The sequence below is a fragment of the Novosphingobium sp. BAM6 genome (genome assembly GCF_057784955.1).
This window is the reverse complement of the sequence record NZ_JBYNTR010000001.1, coordinates 255,999-274,360: the sequence shown is the minus strand read 5'-3', so window position 1 is coordinate 274,360 and position 18,362 is coordinate 255,999. Positions and strand designations below refer to the sequence as shown.

Below are 18,362 nucleotides of genomic sequence, written 5' to 3'. Positions count from 1 at the left end.
ACAGACAATACGATTCTTTTGTCAATTGTGCATTTTGACACTTCCAGAAATTCTTTTTTTGCTGCAGAGTGCCGACAAATCAGAGCCTCGGCTCTCTGTTCAGATATTGGGTTCAAGAGGTTGGGAGAGAGCGCGCCGGGGCGGTTTCGTTACCGGCGCGCAGATCTCCCCTATTTCAGCACAAAGACACAGCCCACTGTAGAAGCACAATCCGCGGCAAAAACACCAAGACTGGCGATGCCCCAAGGCACTGCCGGTTTTTTTGTGTTGCCTCGACACCTGCAGCACCCTTCACGTGAACTCAAACCACCACTTGCCGCTCCACCTGTGCGCAGCCAAAGACGTTATGGATGGCACACCGCACCACTTCATCTTCGCTGACAGCCGCCCTGTGGTCGATCGCCCTGCCCGCGATGCTGACCAATGTCGCAACCGCACTGTTCGGGCTCGCCGATATGTGGACGATCGGCCAGCTGGCCGATGCTGCAGCGCAAGGCGGGGTGGAGCTGGGCGCCAAGGCGATGATGGCCTCGCTCAACCTGTTCAACTTCCTGCGCACCGGCACCATCGCGCTGACCGCCCGCGCGACGGGGGCCGATGATCCATATGCGCGAACACAAACACTGGTACGTGCCAGCACCGTGGCGCTGGCTATCGGTGCGGTTCTGCTTGGCACAATGCCCTGGCTCGTACCGGTAGAACTGGCAGCACTTGGCGCGAACAACGGGACGTCGCTGCACGAGGCCGCGACGACCTATCTCTCGATCCGGTTCTGGGCCGCGCCGGTATGGCTGATGAATTGTGTGCTGACCGGATGGCTGATCGGCCAGCGGCGCGTGCGCAGCGTCCTGCTGGTCGAGGTATTGACGAACCTCACTCACATCGCACTCGATCTGCTTCTGGTACTTGTTCTGCATCACGGTGTCGCCGGTGTCGCTTTCGCAACGTTTCTTTCGGAAACGCTCAAGTTCGCCCTTCTCGCCCTGTTCGCAATACGCAGCCCGGCAATGGCCGACCTACTTGCGATCCTGCACCACACCCTGCGCGACAAGGCCACATGGTCGCGCGATGCGATTGCTCGCCTGTTTTCGCTTAATCGCGATCTTTTCCTGCGAACGCTGCTGCTGAGCGGCGTGATACTTGCCTTCGCACGCGTCGGAACTGTTCAGGGCCCCGCCATGCTCGCGGCGAACGGGATCCTGTTCCAACTGTTCATGCTCACCAGCCTGATCCTGGACGGCTTCGAAAGCGCTGCACAGGTGTTGTGTGGCGAGGCCTTGGGACGACAGGACCGGCTCGGCTTCACCCGGTCACTGCGTGCGGCTATGCTATGGGGCGGAGCGCTCGGAGTGGTGCTGTCCCTTGCCTATGCCTTAGGCAGTGGCCGTTTGATCACCACCTTCTCCACCGATCCACTGGTCGTCGCCCAGACGCTGACCTACGCTCCATGGCTGATTGCCGTGCCTCTCGCCGGCTTCGCCTCATTCGTTCTGGACGGGGCGTTCGTGGGCGCCGGCTGGACCCGCGCAATGCTGGGCACGATGGGCATTGCCATGGCACTGTATACAGCGTTGCTGCTGGGCCTGACCGATATCGGCAACAACGGACTTTGGCTGGCCTTCGTCGTGTTTCTCATTGCACGGGCTGCCGGACAGCTGACAATCCTCCCCGTGCTGCTGCGGCGGACGTTCCCTCTGCCTTCCAGATAACGAAAACGGCCCCGGAGCCCATCGCTCCGGAGCCGTCGATTCAGACCCGTCTAATACGGCTCAATGACCAGAGGCCGGCTTCGTTGCCTTGGAGGGTCTCGGCGCCAGCCAGATCGTGCAAGCCGCCACCATCAACGCCACACCGGAGATAGCGAAAAGGTGAACCGTTCCGACCGCCGTGGCCTGCGTCTCGACCAGCTGTGCCAGTGAATCGCGGGCCGCCTCCATGGACATGCCATGGCTTTGCAACATGTCGAAAGTCCGCTGCTGGTTGTTCAGCGTCCCGGTCAACTGCGCATTATCGACCCGGCCCATATCATCCCACATCGTGGTGATGATCGAGGTCCCGATCGCGCCTGCCAGTGTACGCGCGAAGTTCGCGATACCTGCCGCCGAAGCGGTTTCCTCGGGCCGAACCGAAGCGAGGCTGATAGTCGTCAGCGGCACGATGAAGAGCGAGACGCCCCATCCCTGGATCAACTGCGGCATGGCGATCTGCATGAAGGTCGAATCGCCCGACCAGATGAAGGCCCGGATCGCCGCGCAAATGGCCAGCCAGGTGATGCCGACAAAGACCAGAACGCGGGCATCGAAACGCTTCATCAGGGCCGGCACGAACGGCGACATGAACACCGCCAGCACGCCCGAAGGCGCCATTGCCTCGCCCGCCAGTGTCGCCGTGTAGCCCATGGAAGCCTGCAACCACTGCGGGATCACGACCACCGAAGCGAAGTACGTCCCGAACGCCAAGGACAGCGCGAACGTCGCGGCCGTAAACCCGCGATGGCGGAACACGGCAAGATCGACCACCGGGTGAGTCTCGGTCAGTTCCCAGATCACGAACGCACAAAAGAAAATCGCCGCGATCGCGGCCAGCGCACAGATGAACGTGCTGTTGAACCAATCGCGATCATGCCCAAGATCGAGCATCATCTGGAACGCCGCGATCCAGATCACCAGCAGCGCAAGGCCCACCACATCGATCGGCAGCTTGCGCAGCGGCGTCTTCACATCCTTGAGCAGCACCAGCAACGCAAAGAACACGGCCACCACGATCGGCACGTTGATGTAGAAGATCCAGTTCCACGACCAGTTGTCGGAGATATAGCCGCCCAGGATCGGGCCGGCGATCGGCGCGACCACAACGGTCATCGCCCACATTGCCATGGCCTTGGGGTGCTGGGCCTTGGGGAAGATGCGCAGCAGCAGCGTCTGCGACAGCGGCATCAGTGGGCCGCCCGAGAAACCCTGCCCAAGGCGGAACGCGACGAGCATCGGCAGGCTGGTCGCCAGACCACACAGTGCCGAGAACACGCCAAATCCAACGAGCGCGCACAGGAAAACCCTGACGACGCCGAAACGCCCGGCCAGCCAGCCGGTAAGCGGAACGCAGATCGCCTCTGCCACGGAGTAGGAGGTAATCACCCAGGTGCCGCTGGAGGTCGAGACAGCAAGGCCGCCCGAGATATGCGGAACCGAGACGTTGGCAATCGTGGTGTCGAGGACGACGACAAAGTTCGCCATGGCCAGCACGAAGCCGGCAAGCGCCAGCTTCAGGCCGGAGAATGTGCCGTCGGGATTGGTGCCGGAGGAGGAGGCAGCGCGGCTCCCTCCCCCGCCGACAGCGGTTGCAGCGCCGGCCATCAGTTGCCGTCCGTCAGATCGACCTCGGCATCCATCGAAAGACCGATGCGAAGCGGGTGCGCGCGCAACTCCTTGGGGTCCAGCTCGATGCGCACGGGCAGGCGCTGCACCACCTTGATCCAGTTGCCGGTCGCGTTCTGCGCGGGGATCAGCGCGAAAGCCGAACCGGTGCCGCCGGAGAAGCCGACGACCTTGCCGTGATAGACCACGCTTCCACCATACAGATCCGAAGTCAGTTCCGCCTTCTGGCCGGAGCGCACATGCTCAAGCTGGTTTTCCTTGAAGTTGGCATTCACGTAGAGCTGGTCGATCGGCACGATGATCATCGCGGTCGCCCCGTTATCAACCTTCTGGCCGACCTGGATCGTGCGCTGCGAGACGATACCGTCGATCGGAGCGCGCACGACGGTACGGCTGAGATCGAGCTTGGCCGAATCCAGCTTGGCCTTGGCCTGCTGGATTTCCGGCGCGTTCTGCGTGGTGGTATCGTTGGTCAGCGCCTTGGCCGCCGCTTCGTTACGACGCGCGCTATCCGCCGAGGCGCGCGCCTGATCGACACCCGCCTTGGCCTGCTGCTGCGAGGCCTTGGCCGAAGCAAGCGCCTGACGTGCCGCCGTCACTTCATCGGCGGAGACCGCGCCGGTGCCGGCCAGAGCCTGACGTCGGTTGAAGTCGGTCTGCGCCTTGTCCAGCGTCGCGTTGGCCGAGGCCAGCTGTGCGATCGCAGATTCGATCGCGACTTCGTTGGCGTCGGCGGTCGCCGTCAGGGCCGCGTTGTTCTTCAGCGACTGGCCATACTTGCGGACGGCCTGATCGAATTCGGCCTGCGCCTGCGCAAGTGCGATGCGCTGATCCGAATCCTCGATCCGGAACAGGATCTGCCCCTTGCGAACCGGTTGCGTGTCCGTGACCATGACATCGACGACGCGACCGCTGGTCAGCGGAGTCACATCGGCGACCTCACCCTGAACATAGGCGTTATCGGTTGAAACCGAGCGCGACCCGATGAACTCATCATACAGGAAATAGAGCACGCCGATCACCACAACAGCGATCGCCAGACCGATCAGCAAGGGCTTGCGGTTCTTCTGCTCGACCACCGGCTCATGTTCGGCTGCCACGGCTCCCGCAGGAGGGTTGGCGCCTGCAGGCTTGTCCTGCGTCTCATTACTCATGGTCGGTGGCCTTCTTGCTGGAATCGTCTGCGTAACCGCCGCCGAGCGCGCGCGTGAGCGCCACTTCGCTGGCCAGCGTGCTGTAATGGGCATCTACGGCCGAGATACGGGCCGAGAGCGCGGTCTGCTGCGTGCTGAGCACGTCGAGATAGGTGTAAAGGCCGCCCTTGTAGCGCATCATCGCCAGCTTATAGGCTTGGTCGGCCTGATCGCGGGCGACCACGGCGCTCTGCTCCTGGATATGGGCGGACTTGCGCGAGGCAAGGGAGTCCGCCACGTCCTGCAGCGCCTTGATCACGGTGCTGTTGTAGCTGGCGACCTCGGTGTCATAACCGGCGCGGGCCATCCGATATTCGCCCGCCAGCTTACCGCCCTGGAAGATCGGCAGGCTGATCGCGGCACCGGCGTTGCCGTAGTCCGAGCCCGAATCGAACAGATGCGGTATTCCCAGCGAGGTCAGCCCAATCAGGCCGCTCAGCGAGATGTCCGGCAGGAACGACTTCTTGGAATAGGACATGCCCTTGTCCGCCGATTCGACCAGCTTGCGCGCCGCAACGATATCGGGACGGCGCCCAGCCAGAGCAATGCTGGCATCGGCAGGCACCGGCGTTTCGGGGATCGCATCGATCTTCGGCGGCGTCAGGTCTGCGAGCGCATCCGGCCCTTCGCCCAGCAACGCGGCCAGCGCATGGCGGCGTACGGCGATCTGCTCGGCGTTGGCTTCCAGCTCCTGCTGGGCCTGTGCCACCAGCGAATTGGCCTGACGCAACGGACTTTCGTTATCGAGCCCCTGCTTCACGCGCCCCCCGGTCAGCCCGGCAGTCTCCTGCCGAGCCTTGAGCGCCTCCTCAAGAACGTCCTGACGGGCCAGCAGACGCGCGAGATCGAAGTAGCCCGAAACCACGTTCGAGGCGAGCATCAGCTCAGCCTGACGTTCATCGGCGACCGCAGCTTCCGTTGCGGACGTGGCTGCCGCCAGCAGATCGCGGTTCTTGCCCCAGATGTCGGGATTGAAGCTCGCGGCGATGTCGAGCGTGCCGTAATCCTTCCAGCCCTGCGGCAGTGCGCTGGCTGGCGTGCCGTTGTTGTAGCTCTGCTTGGAGACTTCCGCATCGCCCGCGCCATTGATCTGCGGCAGCAGGTTGCCGCGCACGGTCTGGATCGCGCCCTGCGCCTGGCGGATACGGGCCACAGCGCTGGCGACGTCCGGCGAGCCCTTGAGCGCCTGATCGACCAGGCCATTCAACTGCGGGTCGTTGTAGGAAGTCCACCACCGCTGCTGCGGCCAGGCGGCGGCTTCCCTGCTATCCTTGAGCGATTGTGCGCTCTGGAAGGTTTCGGGCGTGCGCAATTGCGGACGCGGCCCGAGATCGGGCGCACCACAGGCGCTGAGCGAAAGCGTCACGGCCAGCAACGAAGCTGCCGCGAATCGAGATGGGATATTCGTACTCATCGGTACAGTTTTTATCGTTTCCCGGCTTGCGACTGTCAATCAAAAAGCGTACTGGCCAGTACAGCTATGACGGAAAAATTGGGAAAGCGCGAACTAAACAAGGCACGGCGCCGCGCGGCGATCGTGGATGTTGCCATGCGCAGTTTCCTCCATCGAGGTTACGGTGAGACGACAATGTCGGGCATTGCCGATTCGCTGGGAGGGTCCAAGGCGACTCTATGGTCGCACTTTTCCTCGAAAGAGGAAGTCTTTGCCGCCGTCATGGACGCTCTGGTCGAGAGTTTCTCAGCCGACACTGACGAGGTTCTGACCGGCCAGACCTTCACCGTCGAGGCGATGCGACGTGCGTGCCATCGATTCATGGAATGTCTGATGCACCCCGATTCGGTGCTGCTTTTCCGCCTCATGATCAGCCAGAGCGGCCGCTTCCCCGAACTGAAGGACATGTTCTATGATCGCGGTCCAGCAAAGCTGCGCCTGCGGTTCTGGGAATTTCTCGCCACCCGTTTCGAAGATGAGGACGCCTGGAACCTCACCCGGCTGACCGTATCGGCGATCAATGGATATCGTGCCGAAATTCTGCTCCGCCCGTTCGAGACTTCGCAGGAAGAGCGCCATGCGTTTGTCGATCGACTGGTGGACATGATTCACTGGCCCGAGCCGCGAAAGCAGCCTGGCGGACAAGAAGGATAGCCTTTCTTCCCAAGGCATTGGGCAAGCGCGGTTGACGTAGTGTCACTTGCGCGGGAAAGGGGCCTTCATGTCCAGCAAGCCCATTCTCGTGCTGACCACCGGCGGCACCATCGACAAGCAGTATTTCGACGCGCTCAGCGAGTACCAGATCGCCGAAAGCGTGATCGCCACGGTGCTGGAGCGCAGCCGCGTCGAACATCCTGTGCGAATCGTCGAACTGATGCGCAAGGATAGCCTTGAACTGACCGATGCCGACCGCGACCTGATCGCTGCGACCATTTCCTCTGCGCCCGAAGATCATGTCGTCATCACCCATGGCACCGACACCATGACGGATACCGCCAAAGTGCTGGCCAGCCTGACCGGTAAGACCATCGTGCTGGTAGGCGCGCTCAGCCCTGCCCGCTTCCTCGAAAGCGATGCCGCCTTCAACCTGGGTATGGCCTTCGCCTGCTGCCAGTCTGCGCGCCCCGGCGTATGGATCACCATGAACGGGTCCGTTTTCGATGGACTGCGCGTGCGCAAGGATCGCGCAGCGGGGCGCTTCGTCGCCGCCTGATCGCAGACACACGCCTCCTGCAAACGGGCAAGTACTTAGAAACTACGTGCTAGATCGGAGCCATCGCTTCGCCTTCCTAAAATCTCTTCCATGATACGCGAAAGGCCGGGGCTGGCTGCGTAGCCGCTCCGACCCGACCCCCTGAAGGCTTCGCGACGCGCCGCAAAGCCCTCAGGGGCGCCCGAGGAAGGGATCGTCTATGCGGCTTGAGGAACGGTTGGCCCCGACATTGCGCCCCGATTTGCGGGGCGCTTTCGAGCAGGCGCCGTTCGGGGCCTCGCTAATCGACCGCGAGGGCGTAATCGTCTGGGTCAACCAGACACTTGTCGCACTGCTTGGCGAAGCTGACGACAGCACACTCCTGCATAGCCTGGTCGACGTCCGCCTCGGCGAAAGCGAGGGTGCCGCCTGGCGCGAGATGCTGACCGCGCATTTCGTCACACCTCGCAAGGCCCGCCAGCCCCGGACCGGCCGCTTCGAGCTTGGCTCCGCAATGGGGGTTATCCAGACCGTCGAAATTACGCTGATGCCCTACGATGGCTGCAACAACGGCCATGACGGGGAACAAGAGCACGAATGCGCGCTCGTCTATGTCGTCAGCCTTGGGCGCCAACTTGTGGCCGAACGCCGCTTCAACCAGATTTTCGAAAGCCTGCCGATCGGACTGCTCGTTGCTGACACAGCCCAGCGCATCGTCAAGGTGAACACGCGTCTGGCCGAAGACTTCGGCTACCGCCCCGAGGAACTTGTGGGCCAGCCGGTGGCGCAACTCCTGCCCGAGCGCTTTCGCTCACTCCACGAAGGCAATGTCCGGGCCTATATTGCCGAACCGGAGACACGACTCATCGGTGTCGATCGCGATGTGACCGGCCAGCATCGTTCCGATCAGGAATTTCCCGTCGAGATCGCGCTGACCCGGCTTGAGAACATGCGCCTGCCACTGTTTCTTGCACTGGTGTCCGATGTTTCGGCACGCAAGCGCTCAGAAACAGCACTCCAGCAGACGAACCTGCAACTGGAGGAGTTCACCTACATTGCCAGCCATGATCTGCGCTCCCCACTGCGCGGGATTGCCGATCTGGTGGGCTGGATTCGTGAAGACCTCGGTGAGGAGGCGATTCCCGAAGAGGTGAAGCACAATTTCGACCGTATCTCGCTCAGAATTGCGCGCTCCGAGCAGATGATCGACGATCTGCTGACATATGCCCGCGCCGGAAACCGCGATCTTGTCACCGAGATGGTAGACCCTGCCGATCTGGTCGACGAGGCGGTGACGACAGCCGTGCTGCCCGGCACATTCAGGGTCAAAACCGAGGTAAAGGCAGCACCTTTTCTCACGCCGAGAGCCCCGCTCGCCACCTCGCTGCGAAATCTCGTCGCCAATGCCGTGAAGCATCACGGCGAGGCGCACGGGCACATCCACATTACCGTGCGCGAAGAAGGCCGCTTTGCCGTCTTCACTGTGGACGATGACGGCAGAGGCATCCCGGCGGGCGCGGAAGAGCGCATTTTCAAGCTGTTCCACCGTGGCTCCACTGAAACACCCGGCGACGGTGTCGGCCTCGCCTTCACCCGACGCATGGTCTTGACCCATGGCGGAATGATCACTGTCGCCGGGCACGGTCCACTTGGCGGCGCCAGCTTCGTGATCCACTGGCCCCGCATCATGCTGAGAGAGGGAGGACATGGCTGAACTGACGCTTGAAGATCGCCCCGAAACTCAACCACAGGAATTGCCATCTGCGCTACCCTTGTGCTCGGTGCTGCTCGTTGACGACGACGATGTCGCTGTCGAAGGCGTGCTGCGCAGCTTCCGCCGCCACGCAGTCCCCTGCACGACAGTATGCGCAGGCGATGGCGCAGAGGCGCTCTCCATTTTGCAAGGGCGCCATCCGACCAAGACGATCACCCCCCCCCTCGTGGTACTGCTGGACATCAATATGCCGGGCATGGACGGATTTCAGTTGCTCGAAAAACTGCGACGCGATCCTCTCCTCCAGCGCACGGTGGTGTTCATGCTGAGCACCTCGTCGCGCGATCAGGATTTGCGCCGCGCCTATGACGAGCATGTCGCTGGCTACATGGTGAAATCGGCGGTCGGCCCACAATTCGCGCGACTGGCCACTTTCATCAAACAGTACACCTCCACGCAGGAACTTCCGTGAGGCCCCGATGAACGCGCCTGCCCTTTCTCTTTCTGCTCTCCCGCCTGGCACGCCGCCGCTGCATGTGCTCATCATCGACGACGACGATGTCGACCGCGAACGACTTCGGCGGATGCTGCGTGGTGGCCCGCGCGCCGTCGAGGTCTCCGAAGCCGGTTCACAGGCCGAGGCGCTGGCCGCGTTTGACGACGGGCACAACCACTTCGACGTGGTGTTCCTGGACTTCGGCCTCAACGATGGCGACGGGCGCGAACTGGTGCCCACCATTCGCGAAAAGATCGATCCGGACTGCCCGATCATCGCCGTGACCGGCCATGGGGACGAGCAGATCGCCGCTGATTCGATCAAGGCCGGGATGACCGAGTTCCTGACAAAACGCCACCTCACCACCGAACGGGTCGCCGCTTCACTTGATGAAGGACTCGCCTGGCGTGCCTACCGGCAGGAGCTACGCCGCGCCGAGGAGGAACTGACGCACCGTAGTCTGCACGATCCACTGACCGACCTTCCCAACCGCACCCTGTTCTTCGATCGGCTCGATCAGGACTGCGTGCGCACCAAGCGCAACGGAGAACCCTTCGCGGTCGTCATGATCGATCTCGACCGCTTCAAGGAAATCAACGACAGCCTCGGTCACGCCGCCGGTGACTTCGTGCTGATCACCATAGCCCGGAGGCTGCGTGCTCACTTGCGCGAAATCGACACCGTTGCCCGTCTCGGCGGTGACGAGTTCGCGCTGCTTCTGCAAGACCTGGCCTCGCCCGAAAGCGCGATGATGCTAGGTGAAAAGCTCATCGGCCTGATCGAGCAACCCATTGTTCATGAGGCCCGCGTCCTGCATGTCGGTGCCTCGATGGGCATCGCCATGTGTCCGGAGATAGCGGTAGACGCAGCAGTCCTTCTCGCCGGAGCGGATGCCGCGATGTACGAGGCCAAGCGCGGGGCCGACAAGGTGATGCTCGCCCGCATCGGGGTCACGCCCCGTCCTGCCGCTCCCGAGCCGCACAATTTGCTGGAAGATCTCGAAGGCGCACTGACCGGCGATGAGATCGACTGGCACTGGCAGCCGCAGATTGATCTGCGTACGGGCGAGATTCGAGGCTTCGAGGCGTTGGTTCGCTGGTTCCACCCGCGCCATGGCGACGTACCGGCAGATCGGCTGATCGAAGCGATCGAACACTCTCCACTCTTGGAGATCTTCACTCTGCGCTGTCTCGACAAGGTGCTCGGCCAGTTCGCATCGGTACAGGATGTCATTGGCGGGGCCGGCATCTCGATCAATGTCTCGGCACGCATGTTCGAGCGCTCGCACTTTGTGGAGGAAGTGCTCGATGCGGTAAACCGTCACAGGATCGATCCCTCACGCCTCACGGTGGAATTGACCGAGACCGCGTTAATTTCAAACCCGGCACAAACCAAGCGCGTCGTGGAGGAACTGCGCGAACACGACATCCACCTCTCAATCGACGATTTCGGGGCCGGCTTCACCTCGTTCCGCTATCTTGGCGATTTCACAGTGAGCGAGATCAAGATCGACCGCTCGTTCATCACCTCATGCACCCACAGCCGGTTCGACCAGTCGCTGGTCAAGTCGCTGGTGGTGCTGTGCGACAGCATGGGCATCCCGCTCATAGCAGAAGGCGTCGAAACCGCCGAGGCCGAGCATATGCTAGCTGCGTTCGGCTGTCACTGCGCCCAGGGCTATGGCATCGCCCGGCCGATGGCCTTCGAACATGTCCTGCCATGGATCGCGGAGCGGGCCGAGGCCGCGCACTTGCGCAGTGCCTGACGCGCCTTACCAAAACAGGTCACGCGAACGCCGTTAGTGCCCCGCCCTGCGAGACCATCGCACAGTCACCACCGATCCAGATCACACCGCTTTCGTCGCGCGAGACGAATATCCGCCCCTCCGCCCCCACCATACGCCCCTGCTCAGCGGTGTAGGAACCATCCATCAGCCCGGTTGCGAACAAATGCACCGCTACACCGGCGTTGAACGATCCGGTCACTGGATCTTCCGTCAGGCTACCATGCTGGTTGGCGAAGAAAGCGCGCAGTTCCCAGTCGACACCTGACCCGGCCTCGCCCGGAGCAGCAAGACCGATGTCGGTGCCAAGCGGTGCTTCCGGCGCTGGTCGGGCCGCCAGCACATCGGCAGCACTCCGCAAGCGCAACAGCTGCCACTTCGGGCCATTGGCGACGTGAACCGCTTCCACCACCGCTTCCGGTGCGACACCGGCCAGTCGGATCGCCTCGGCACGCTCGACTTCATCAAGCGATCCGGACCGTGTCAGCGCGGGTGCTGCGAACGCCAGCCGTCGTGTCGGGGCGTCGGTTTCCTCTGTCCGCACCTCGACCAGCCCAACGCCACATTCCTGCACGACATGCCCTACCGCCTTGGGCTCACCGCCCGCTGCAAGCCATGCATAAGCGCTGCCCAGGGTAGGATGTCCCGCAAATGGCAGTTCACCGGCGGGGAAGAATATCCGCACCCGATAATCGGCCCGCGGATCGGTTGGCGGCAACAGGAACGTCGTTTCCGAAAAGCCGAGCCACCGCGTCAGGTGCAGCATCGCGGCCTCATCCAGCCCTTCTGCGCCATGCACGACCGCCAGTGGATTGCCGCCAAGAGAACGGCCCGCAAACACGTCGATCAGGTCGATTTTCATCCGCATAACCTCAAAATTGCTGAATTGTGTCCACTTTTTAACAGTCCAGCGCAAGCACAAGACCGTTCGTCGCCGGTTTTTCACTCTGAATGCCCGGTTCATTGCAGGTTGTGGAGCCGAACCCGAGGAAGAGCATTATCTCCGCCACGGATACAAAGATAACCAGGAAGGACCAACCATGAAGAAGACACTTCTCGCTCTGACGATGGCCGCGATGGCAATGCCCATCCTGCCGGCCGCTCCGGCGATGGCGCGCGACCATTATCACGGTCGTAACGAATACGATTCGCACGGCCGCTATCGCACGCCGCACCGCATGGGCCGCAACGATCACGCCTGGCGCGGACGTGACGGTCGTTACTACTGCCGCCGCAACAACGGCACCACCGGCCTGCTGGTGGGCGCAGGGGTCGGCGCGCTTGCCGGTAACGCTGTGGCCGGTCGCGGCGACAAGACACTGGGCACCGTGATCGGCGGCGTAGCTGGCGGCCTGCTGGGCCGATCTGTTGACCGCGGCAACGTAAAGTGCCGTTGATCTGATCGCGACATATCCCTGCGCAAGGCGCCTCCTTCGGGAGGCGCCTTTTTCGTAAGGGCGTCAGCCGTTTGCAGATCAGGCACGCCGATCAGCGCAAGGTTCGGCGACCACCTTGCATAAATTGCGTGTGCAACGTCGCACAATGGCGGAAAAATGGGCGCCGACGCCATGCTTGCGACTTCCCAGCGACGCTCTTGTGTGCTCCTATGCTCGTGATGTCGCGGCCTGCCCTTTCTCTTGCGTGTCTGAACGCGCCTGCCATCAAGGCACCTGCCGCCACCAAGGCCTCGTCCGGACGCGCTTGATGACAAGACCTGCCATTATGGTCACGGGTGGTGCCCGCAGGATCGGTGCTGCGATCTGCCGCCATTTCGGGACCAACGGCTGGCATGTCGTCATCCACTGCGGCCACTCGCGCGATGAAGCAGACGCCCTCGCCGCAGAACTGGAGAGCGCCGAAGTCGTTCAGTTCGATCTCGCCGATCAGATAGCGTCCCACCAAGCAATGGCTACGCTCGCCGACAGGCTGGACGACTGGCGCGTTCTGGTGAACTGCGCCGGCGTGTTCGAACTCGACGATGCCACAGCCCTGAACGCCGACATTTTCGATCGTGCCATGCGCGTCAATGCCGAGGCCCCCGTCTTGCTCGGCCAGACATTTCTCGCGCACGCCAGAACGGCCTGCACGAACAAGTCCCAAGGTCGCGTTCTGGTGCAGATCACCGACCAGAAGACCGCCAACCCCAATCCCGATTTCTTCTCCTACACGCTCAGCAAGCATGCTCTGTCCGGCAGCGTGCCCATGCTCGACATGATGCGCCCCCATGCCGAAGATCGGGTCTATGCACTGGCGCCGGGCGCGATTCTCGCCAGCCATGACCAGAGCGAGGCCGAAGCCGAGCAATCGCATCGATTGAACCTGCTGAAACGCCGCACCGACGCGCAGGAGATCGCCCGCACTGTCGCCTTCCTGGCGACCGGCTGCCTGTCCGGCGGCCAGACTGTCTTCGTCGATTCCGGCCAGCACCTGCTTCGCCAGCCACGCGACGTCCTGTTCCTTGCCCGCGAGCAATCGAGGGCACCATCGCCTACCCCGCATACACCACCCTGACGCGCAGTATATCCGCGCCCATTTCCCTCGCTGATACGCCAAACGAGCTGCACCATCGCCATGCCCAAGATCAGACTTCTCGACCGTCTTCTTTCCCGCGTCGTCCGCAAGGGCGTTCTCGAAGTGACCCACTCGGACGGAACCGTCGTGCGCCACGGGACGGAGACCGAAGGCTTCCCCAACGTCTTCATCCGCTTCACCAGCGACGCCGCCGAACGGCGCATCTTGCGCAACCCCTCGCTGGGCGCCGCCGAGACCTTCATGGACGGCCAGCTCATCATCGCCAACGAGGATGTGATGGGCCTTGCAGAACTGTTCCGCGCCAATGGCCCATGGGATCATGGCCGCGAACCCGATGACGGCACCGCACTCAAGAAAGTCGGTGAAAAGCTCGTCACCGCCATCGACGGCATCAACCGTGCGACCCGCGCCAAGAAGAACATCGCGCACCACTACGACATCGGCAATGCGCTCTATCAGCTGTTCCTCGACAAGGACCACATGCAGTACAGCTGCGCCTACTGGCCCAGCCTCGACATCACGCTGGAGCAGGCGCAGGAAGCCAAGCTGGCACATATCGCCGCCAAGCTCGACCTCGCACCCGGCCAGCGCATTCTCGACATCGGCTGCGGCTGGGGCGGCATGGCGATCTATCTCGCCCAGCACGCCGACGTGCGCGTCCACGGCATCACGCTCTCCGAAGAGCAGCTCGCTCTTGCCCGCGTTCGCGCCCAGGAGGCCGGTGTCGCCGACCGCATCACCTTCGAACTGGTCGACTACCGCGCGCTCTCGGGTCGCGGCGAAATCTATGACCGCATCGTCTCGGTCGGCATGTTCGAGCACGTCGGGCAGGCCCAGTTCGACACCTATTTCCGCGAAGTCGCCAAGCTGCTGACGCCCGAAGGCGTCGCGCTGATCCACACCATCGGGCGCTTCGGCGGTCCCGGCTCGACCGATGCCTTCACCCGCAAGTACATCTTCCCGGGCGGCTACATCCCCGCGCTCAGCGAGACGCTGGCCGCCAGCGAGCGCAGCCGCCTGATCGCCACCGACGTCGAGAACCTGCGCCTGCACTACGCCTTCACCCTGCGCGAGTGGTACAAGCGCTGCCAGGACAACAAGGCCGCCATCGTCGCGCTGTACGACGAGCGTTTCTATCGCATGTGGACCTTCTATCTCGCCGGAGCGACCGCTGCGTTCGAGAGCGGCGGCATGTGCAACTACCAGATCCAGTATTCCCGCAACCGCCGCACCCTGCCGCTGACCCGTGGTTACATGGCCGAGGCGGAAGTGGCGCTGCTCGCGTCGAATTGACGCCACGAGCCGCTCAACGATGACGAGACAAGTGCGCAAAGCCCGGATTTGCGCACTTGTCGTCGCCCTCGCCATGCCTTAGGGGCCTCGCCCGAAACCGTGCATCTGCCGGTCCGATCATTGCCAGACAGGCCCAACCCCGCAGACAGGAAAGTCCTGCCCATGTCCGACAGCATCAAGAAGGTCGTCCTTGCCTACTCGGGCGGGCTCGACACCAGCGTCATCCTCAAGTGGCTTCAGGTCACCTACAACTGCGAGGTGGTGACCTTCACCGCCGACCTCGGTCAGGGCGAGGAGCTTGAACCTGCCCGCGCCAAGGCCAAGCTGATGGGCCTGCCCGACCAGAACATCTACATCGACGATCTGCGCGAGGAATTCGTGCGCGACTTCGTCTTCCCGATGATGCGCGCCAATGCCCGCTACGAGGGCGACTACCTGCTCGGCACCTCGATCGCCCGCCCGCTCATCTCCAAGCGCCTGATCGAGATCGCGCACGAGACCGGCGCCGACGCGATTGCCCACGGCGCCACCGGTAAGGGCAACGACCAGGTCCGCTTCGAGCTGTCGGCCTATGCGCTTGATCCGAACATCAAGGTCATCGCCCCGTGGCGCGAATGGGATCTCACCAGCCGCACCGCGCTGATCGCCTGGGCCGAAAAGCACCAGATCCCGGTCCCCAAGGACAAGCGCGGCGAAAGCCCGTTCTCGACCGACGCGAACCTGCTGCACACCTCGTCCGAGGGCAAGGTGCTGGAGGATCCGTGGCAGGAGACCCCTGACTACGTCTACTCGCGCACCGTGAACCCGGAAGACGCGCCCGACGCGCCCGAATACATCACCATCGACTTCGAGAAGGGCGATGGCGTTGCCCTCAACGGCGTCGCCATGAGCCCCGCCGCGCTGCTCACCGCCCTCAACGACCTCGGTCGCAAGCACGGCATCGGCCGCCTCGACCTCGTCGAGAACCGCTTCGTGGGCATGAAGTCGCGCGGCATGTACGAGACGCCGGGCGGCGAAATCTATGCCCGCGCCCACCGCGGCATCGAGCAGATCACGCTCGATCGCGGCGCCGCGCACCTCAAGGACGAGCTGATGCCCAAGTACGCAGAGCTCATCTACAACGGCTTCTGGTTCGCACCGGAGCGCGAGATGCTGCAGGCCGCGATCGATCACTCGCAGGCCCGCGTCAACGGCACTGTCCGCCTCAAGCTCTACAAGGGCTCGGCCTCGGTCGTCGGCCGCAAGAGCCCCGACTCGCTCTACTCCGAGCGTCACGTCACCTTCGAGGACGATGCCGGCGCCTACGACCAGAAGGACGCGGCAGGCTTCATCAAGCTGAACGCGCTGCGTCTGCGCCTGCTGGCCCAGCAGGGCCGCTGAGCACACGCCATACCGTAACAAGAAAGACGCCGCGTCGGACAGCAGTCCGGCGCGGCGTTTTGCGTTTGGGCGCCCATATGTTCTTTTTTCGGGGGGCAGACCGGCGCGACCGGGAGGGGGGTGGGGGATGGTCGCGCCGGCCTTCACTTGCGATAACATCGCACCTGCCAAAGCGTTCCCAAGCGCGGCGATTTCGCATCGCTATCCGCAACCTTTTCACTGACCGGCCGACCAGACGTGCCTCGCACGGGACGAACGCCCCGATTTCGCAGCTGCAGCATTGCTGGCACTAGGGACTATTCCTTGGTAGTTTCCTCCATATCGGCAGCGACACCCGGCGCGGTTCAGGAGCGATTGCGCCAAGGGGGCTTACAAATCTGAAACCCGATCCCGCTTCCCGCTTCCAGAAAGGGACCACGCCATTTCCGACACCGTGCCCCCCGCCCCGGCCCTCACAACGGCCCCAACTCCGGCCACCGGCGCCGCGCCCTCGCTTCCCGCTGCCGAAGCCGTGCTGCACGATGTGCTGGACATACTCGACGCGCTCGGCGCCGATGTCGCCGCCGCCCATGTTGCGCAGGCGCTGGAGGACGTGCGCCGCCTCTCGGCCAGCGCCGGACACCGCACGGCGGTGAACGAGGCCCCCTCTCTTCCCTTCCTCCACGCCGTGGCTCGCTGACTGTCCGCCAGTCCATTCGGATGGCTCGAGGCATGACTGCATCCGGATCGGACCGGCGGCGATGGCGAAGTTGACACAGGCGACACGGTCCAGAGTGCATCCTCGCTCCCCGCCGGAACCGCCGCCTCCAGCCCCGCCATCCCGTCCAGCGACTTGATCTCGAATGCGCCCTCCTGCGTCGCCCCGTCCTCTCCCGACAGTATCGCATCAACACGCGCGACGGCCTGCGCCTGCCACCGGTCCCACATCCGCGCCGCCTTCGCGCGCCACACCGTCAGATCGGCGACCGGCTCGTCGGCATCGCTCGCCTGCCCGGCCGCGCGGCGCGCCAGCCAGTCATCGACCGCCGCGCCCTCCAGCGCCTCCCCGCCCGCAGCGGACCACGCCGCGCGCGAGGGCGGCAGCAAGGTTGCGTCCCGTGCCTCATCCCGATCCCGCTTCCGCGCGTCGACGATCCCGGCCATCAGCGCAGGCTCGGGCTCCTCTCCCGCCACCCGCGCCAGCAGTTCGTCGAACCGGCCCGAGAGATCCTCCGCCCCCTCCCCGGCCACCCGGTCCAGCCGCCCCAGATGCGCCAGCAACAACCGCGAGTCGTACCGGCGACGCACGCCCACCTGCTCGCCCCGGAACCACACTGCCTCCTCCACGCCATCGAGGGCCCGGCTCGCCAGCACCGCCTCCGCCGCCTCGCGCGCCAGCACCAGCGCCGCCCGCCAGCCCGCCGCAAACACCGCATCGCGTCGCCGCAGCACATAGGCCGACTGTCGCGACACCCCGACCCGCGCCGCCGCCGCGCGAACATCGCCATGCTCAGCCAGACAATGCAGAAACCGGACCTTGCGCCCGGCATCCCAGACGCGCGGCACAAACGTCGACCCTGCAGGCGGCTTGCCCTCGTCCCCCCTCCTGCTGGCGGAAGGGGCCGGGGGAGGCCCCGTTACAGCTTCGTCGTTTTTATAGTCTGGAAAGCCCGAACACGAAGAACAGGAACAGGTGCGAGGGTTATCACCCTCGCGCTCCCCATCCCCTTGCCTGGCGTGCGAAGCGGACGAAGCGCCCACCCGCTCGCCCGGAATACCGATATCGCGAGAACCGGGAATCCATCCCCGTCCGGCAGCCGTGGGATAGGGCGAATGGGAAGAGCCTGTCATGGTTCACCTCCGAACGGGAGCCAAAGCGGCCGCACGGGACATCCGGCAGCGTGAACCTGTCCATGTATCGCATGGGGGGATCTGTAGGAAAGCGTCAGGCCTCGCGCAGCTTGCAACGCGAC

15 protein-coding genes and 1 pseudogene are annotated in these 18,362 nt (G+C 63.5%); 11 read left to right on the top strand and 5 right to left on the bottom strand.

Annotated features, from left to right (window positions below):
* The first annotated feature begins 350 nt into the window (after positions 1 to 350).
* A complete protein-coding gene (locus AC3EC3_RS01410; protein WP_488487929.1) occupies positions 351 to 1,709 on the top strand; it encodes an MATE family efflux transporter in 1,359 nt (452 codons plus the stop codon).
* Positions 1,710 to 1,769: 60 nt separating this feature from the next.
* On the opposite strand, the gene AC3EC3_RS01405 is transcribed toward AC3EC3_RS01410, so the two are convergent.
* Genes AC3EC3_RS01405 through AC3EC3_RS01395 form a run of 3 tightly spaced genes read right to left on the bottom strand, consistent with a single transcriptional unit; the run spans position 1,770 to position 5,981 of the window.
* Positions 1,770 to 3,353: a DHA2 family efflux MFS transporter permease subunit gene (locus AC3EC3_RS01405; protein WP_488487928.1), complete on the bottom strand. Its 1,584-nt coding sequence runs from the start codon at positions 3,351 to 3,353 to the stop codon at positions 1,770 to 1,772.
* Positions 3,353 to 4,528: an HlyD family secretion protein gene (locus AC3EC3_RS01400; RefSeq protein WP_260927257.1), complete on the bottom strand. Its 1,176-nt coding sequence runs from the start codon at positions 4,526 to 4,528 to the stop codon at positions 3,353 to 3,355. The genes AC3EC3_RS01405 and AC3EC3_RS01400 overlap by 1 nt, the downstream gene beginning before the upstream one ends.
* Entirely contained in the window at positions 4,521 to 5,981 is a 1,461-nt protein-coding gene (locus AC3EC3_RS01395) for an efflux transporter outer membrane subunit (RefSeq protein ID WP_488487927.1), read from the bottom strand. The genes AC3EC3_RS01400 and AC3EC3_RS01395 overlap by 8 nt, the downstream gene beginning before the upstream one ends.
* 66 nt (positions 5,982 to 6,047) lie before the next feature.
* On the opposite strand from AC3EC3_RS01395, the pseudogene AC3EC3_RS01390 reads away from it, so the two are divergent.
* From AC3EC3_RS01390 to AC3EC3_RS01365, 6 genes and pseudogenes are all read left to right on the top strand, one after another.
* Positions 6,048 to 6,230 (top strand): annotated as a pseudogene (locus tag AC3EC3_RS01390) (TetR/AcrR family transcriptional regulator); the annotation flags it as partial.
* Positions 6,231 to 6,242: 12 nt separating this feature from the next.
* Positions 6,243 to 6,674 carry a TetR/AcrR family transcriptional regulator C-terminal domain-containing protein gene (locus AC3EC3_RS01385; protein ID WP_488489165.1) on the top strand — a complete coding sequence of 144 codons (432 nt, stop codon included), beginning with the start codon at positions 6,243 to 6,245 and terminating at the stop codon, positions 6,672 to 6,674.
* Between the two features lie 67 nt (positions 6,675 to 6,741).
* Positions 6,742 to 7,233 (top strand): asparaginase domain-containing protein, encoded by a 492-nt coding sequence (locus tag AC3EC3_RS01380; protein ID WP_488487926.1) that lies wholly within the window; start codon positions 6,742 to 6,744, stop codon positions 7,231 to 7,233.
* A 199-nt stretch (positions 7,234 to 7,432) separates the two neighbouring features.
* Positions 7,433 to 8,926, top strand: a complete 1,494-nt coding sequence (locus AC3EC3_RS01375; protein WP_488487925.1) for a sensor histidine kinase — start codon at positions 7,433 to 7,435, stop codon at positions 8,924 to 8,926.
* Complete coding sequence (locus AC3EC3_RS01370) at positions 8,919 to 9,398, top strand: response regulator (RefSeq protein WP_488487924.1); 480 nt, start codon at positions 8,919 to 8,921, stop codon at positions 9,396 to 9,398. Before AC3EC3_RS01375 ends, AC3EC3_RS01370 begins: the two co-directional genes overlap by 8 nt.
* A 7-nt stretch (positions 9,399 to 9,405) precedes the next feature.
* A complete protein-coding gene (locus tag AC3EC3_RS01365; RefSeq protein WP_488487923.1) occupies positions 9,406 to 11,187 on the top strand; it encodes a putative bifunctional diguanylate cyclase/phosphodiesterase in 1,782 nt (593 codons plus the stop codon).
* Between the two features lie 19 nt (positions 11,188 to 11,206).
* Here AC3EC3_RS01365 and AC3EC3_RS01360 read toward each other — a convergent pair whose 3' ends face one another.
* Positions 11,207 to 12,067 carry a PhzF family phenazine biosynthesis protein gene (locus AC3EC3_RS01360; protein WP_488487922.1) on the bottom strand — a complete coding sequence of 287 codons (861 nt, stop codon included), beginning with the start codon at positions 12,065 to 12,067 and terminating at the stop codon, positions 11,207 to 11,209.
* Between the two features lie 178 nt (positions 12,068 to 12,245).
* On the opposite strand from AC3EC3_RS01360, the gene AC3EC3_RS01355 reads away from it, so the two are divergent.
* The 4 genes from AC3EC3_RS01355 (at position 12,246) to AC3EC3_RS01340 (ending at position 16,410) form a co-directional block, all read left to right on the top strand.
* A complete protein-coding gene (locus AC3EC3_RS01355) occupies positions 12,246 to 12,602 on the top strand; it encodes a glycine zipper 2TM domain-containing protein (protein ID WP_488487921.1) in 357 nt (118 codons plus the stop codon).
* A gap of 307 nt (positions 12,603 to 12,909) precedes the next feature.
* Positions 12,910 to 13,716 carry an SDR family NAD(P)-dependent oxidoreductase gene (locus tag AC3EC3_RS01350; RefSeq protein WP_488487920.1) on the top strand — a complete coding sequence of 269 codons (807 nt, stop codon included), beginning with the start codon at positions 12,910 to 12,912 and terminating at the stop codon, positions 13,714 to 13,716.
* Between the two features lie 60 nt (positions 13,717 to 13,776).
* Complete coding sequence (locus AC3EC3_RS01345; RefSeq protein ID WP_488487919.1) at positions 13,777 to 15,030, top strand: class I SAM-dependent methyltransferase; 1,254 nt, start codon at positions 13,777 to 13,779, stop codon at positions 15,028 to 15,030.
* A 162-nt stretch (positions 15,031 to 15,192) separates the two neighbouring features.
* Positions 15,193 to 16,410 carry an argininosuccinate synthase gene (locus AC3EC3_RS01340; protein WP_488487918.1) on the top strand — a complete coding sequence of 406 codons (1,218 nt, stop codon included), beginning with the start codon at positions 15,193 to 15,195 and terminating at the stop codon, positions 16,408 to 16,410.
* Between the two features lie 369 nt (positions 16,411 to 16,779).
* On the opposite strand, the gene AC3EC3_RS01335 is transcribed toward AC3EC3_RS01340, so the two are convergent.
* Positions 16,780 to 18,240: a hypothetical protein gene (locus tag AC3EC3_RS01335; protein ID WP_488487917.1), complete on the bottom strand. Its 1,461-nt coding sequence runs from the start codon at positions 18,238 to 18,240 to the stop codon at positions 16,780 to 16,782.
* Positions 18,241 to 18,362: the final 122 nt, after the last annotated feature.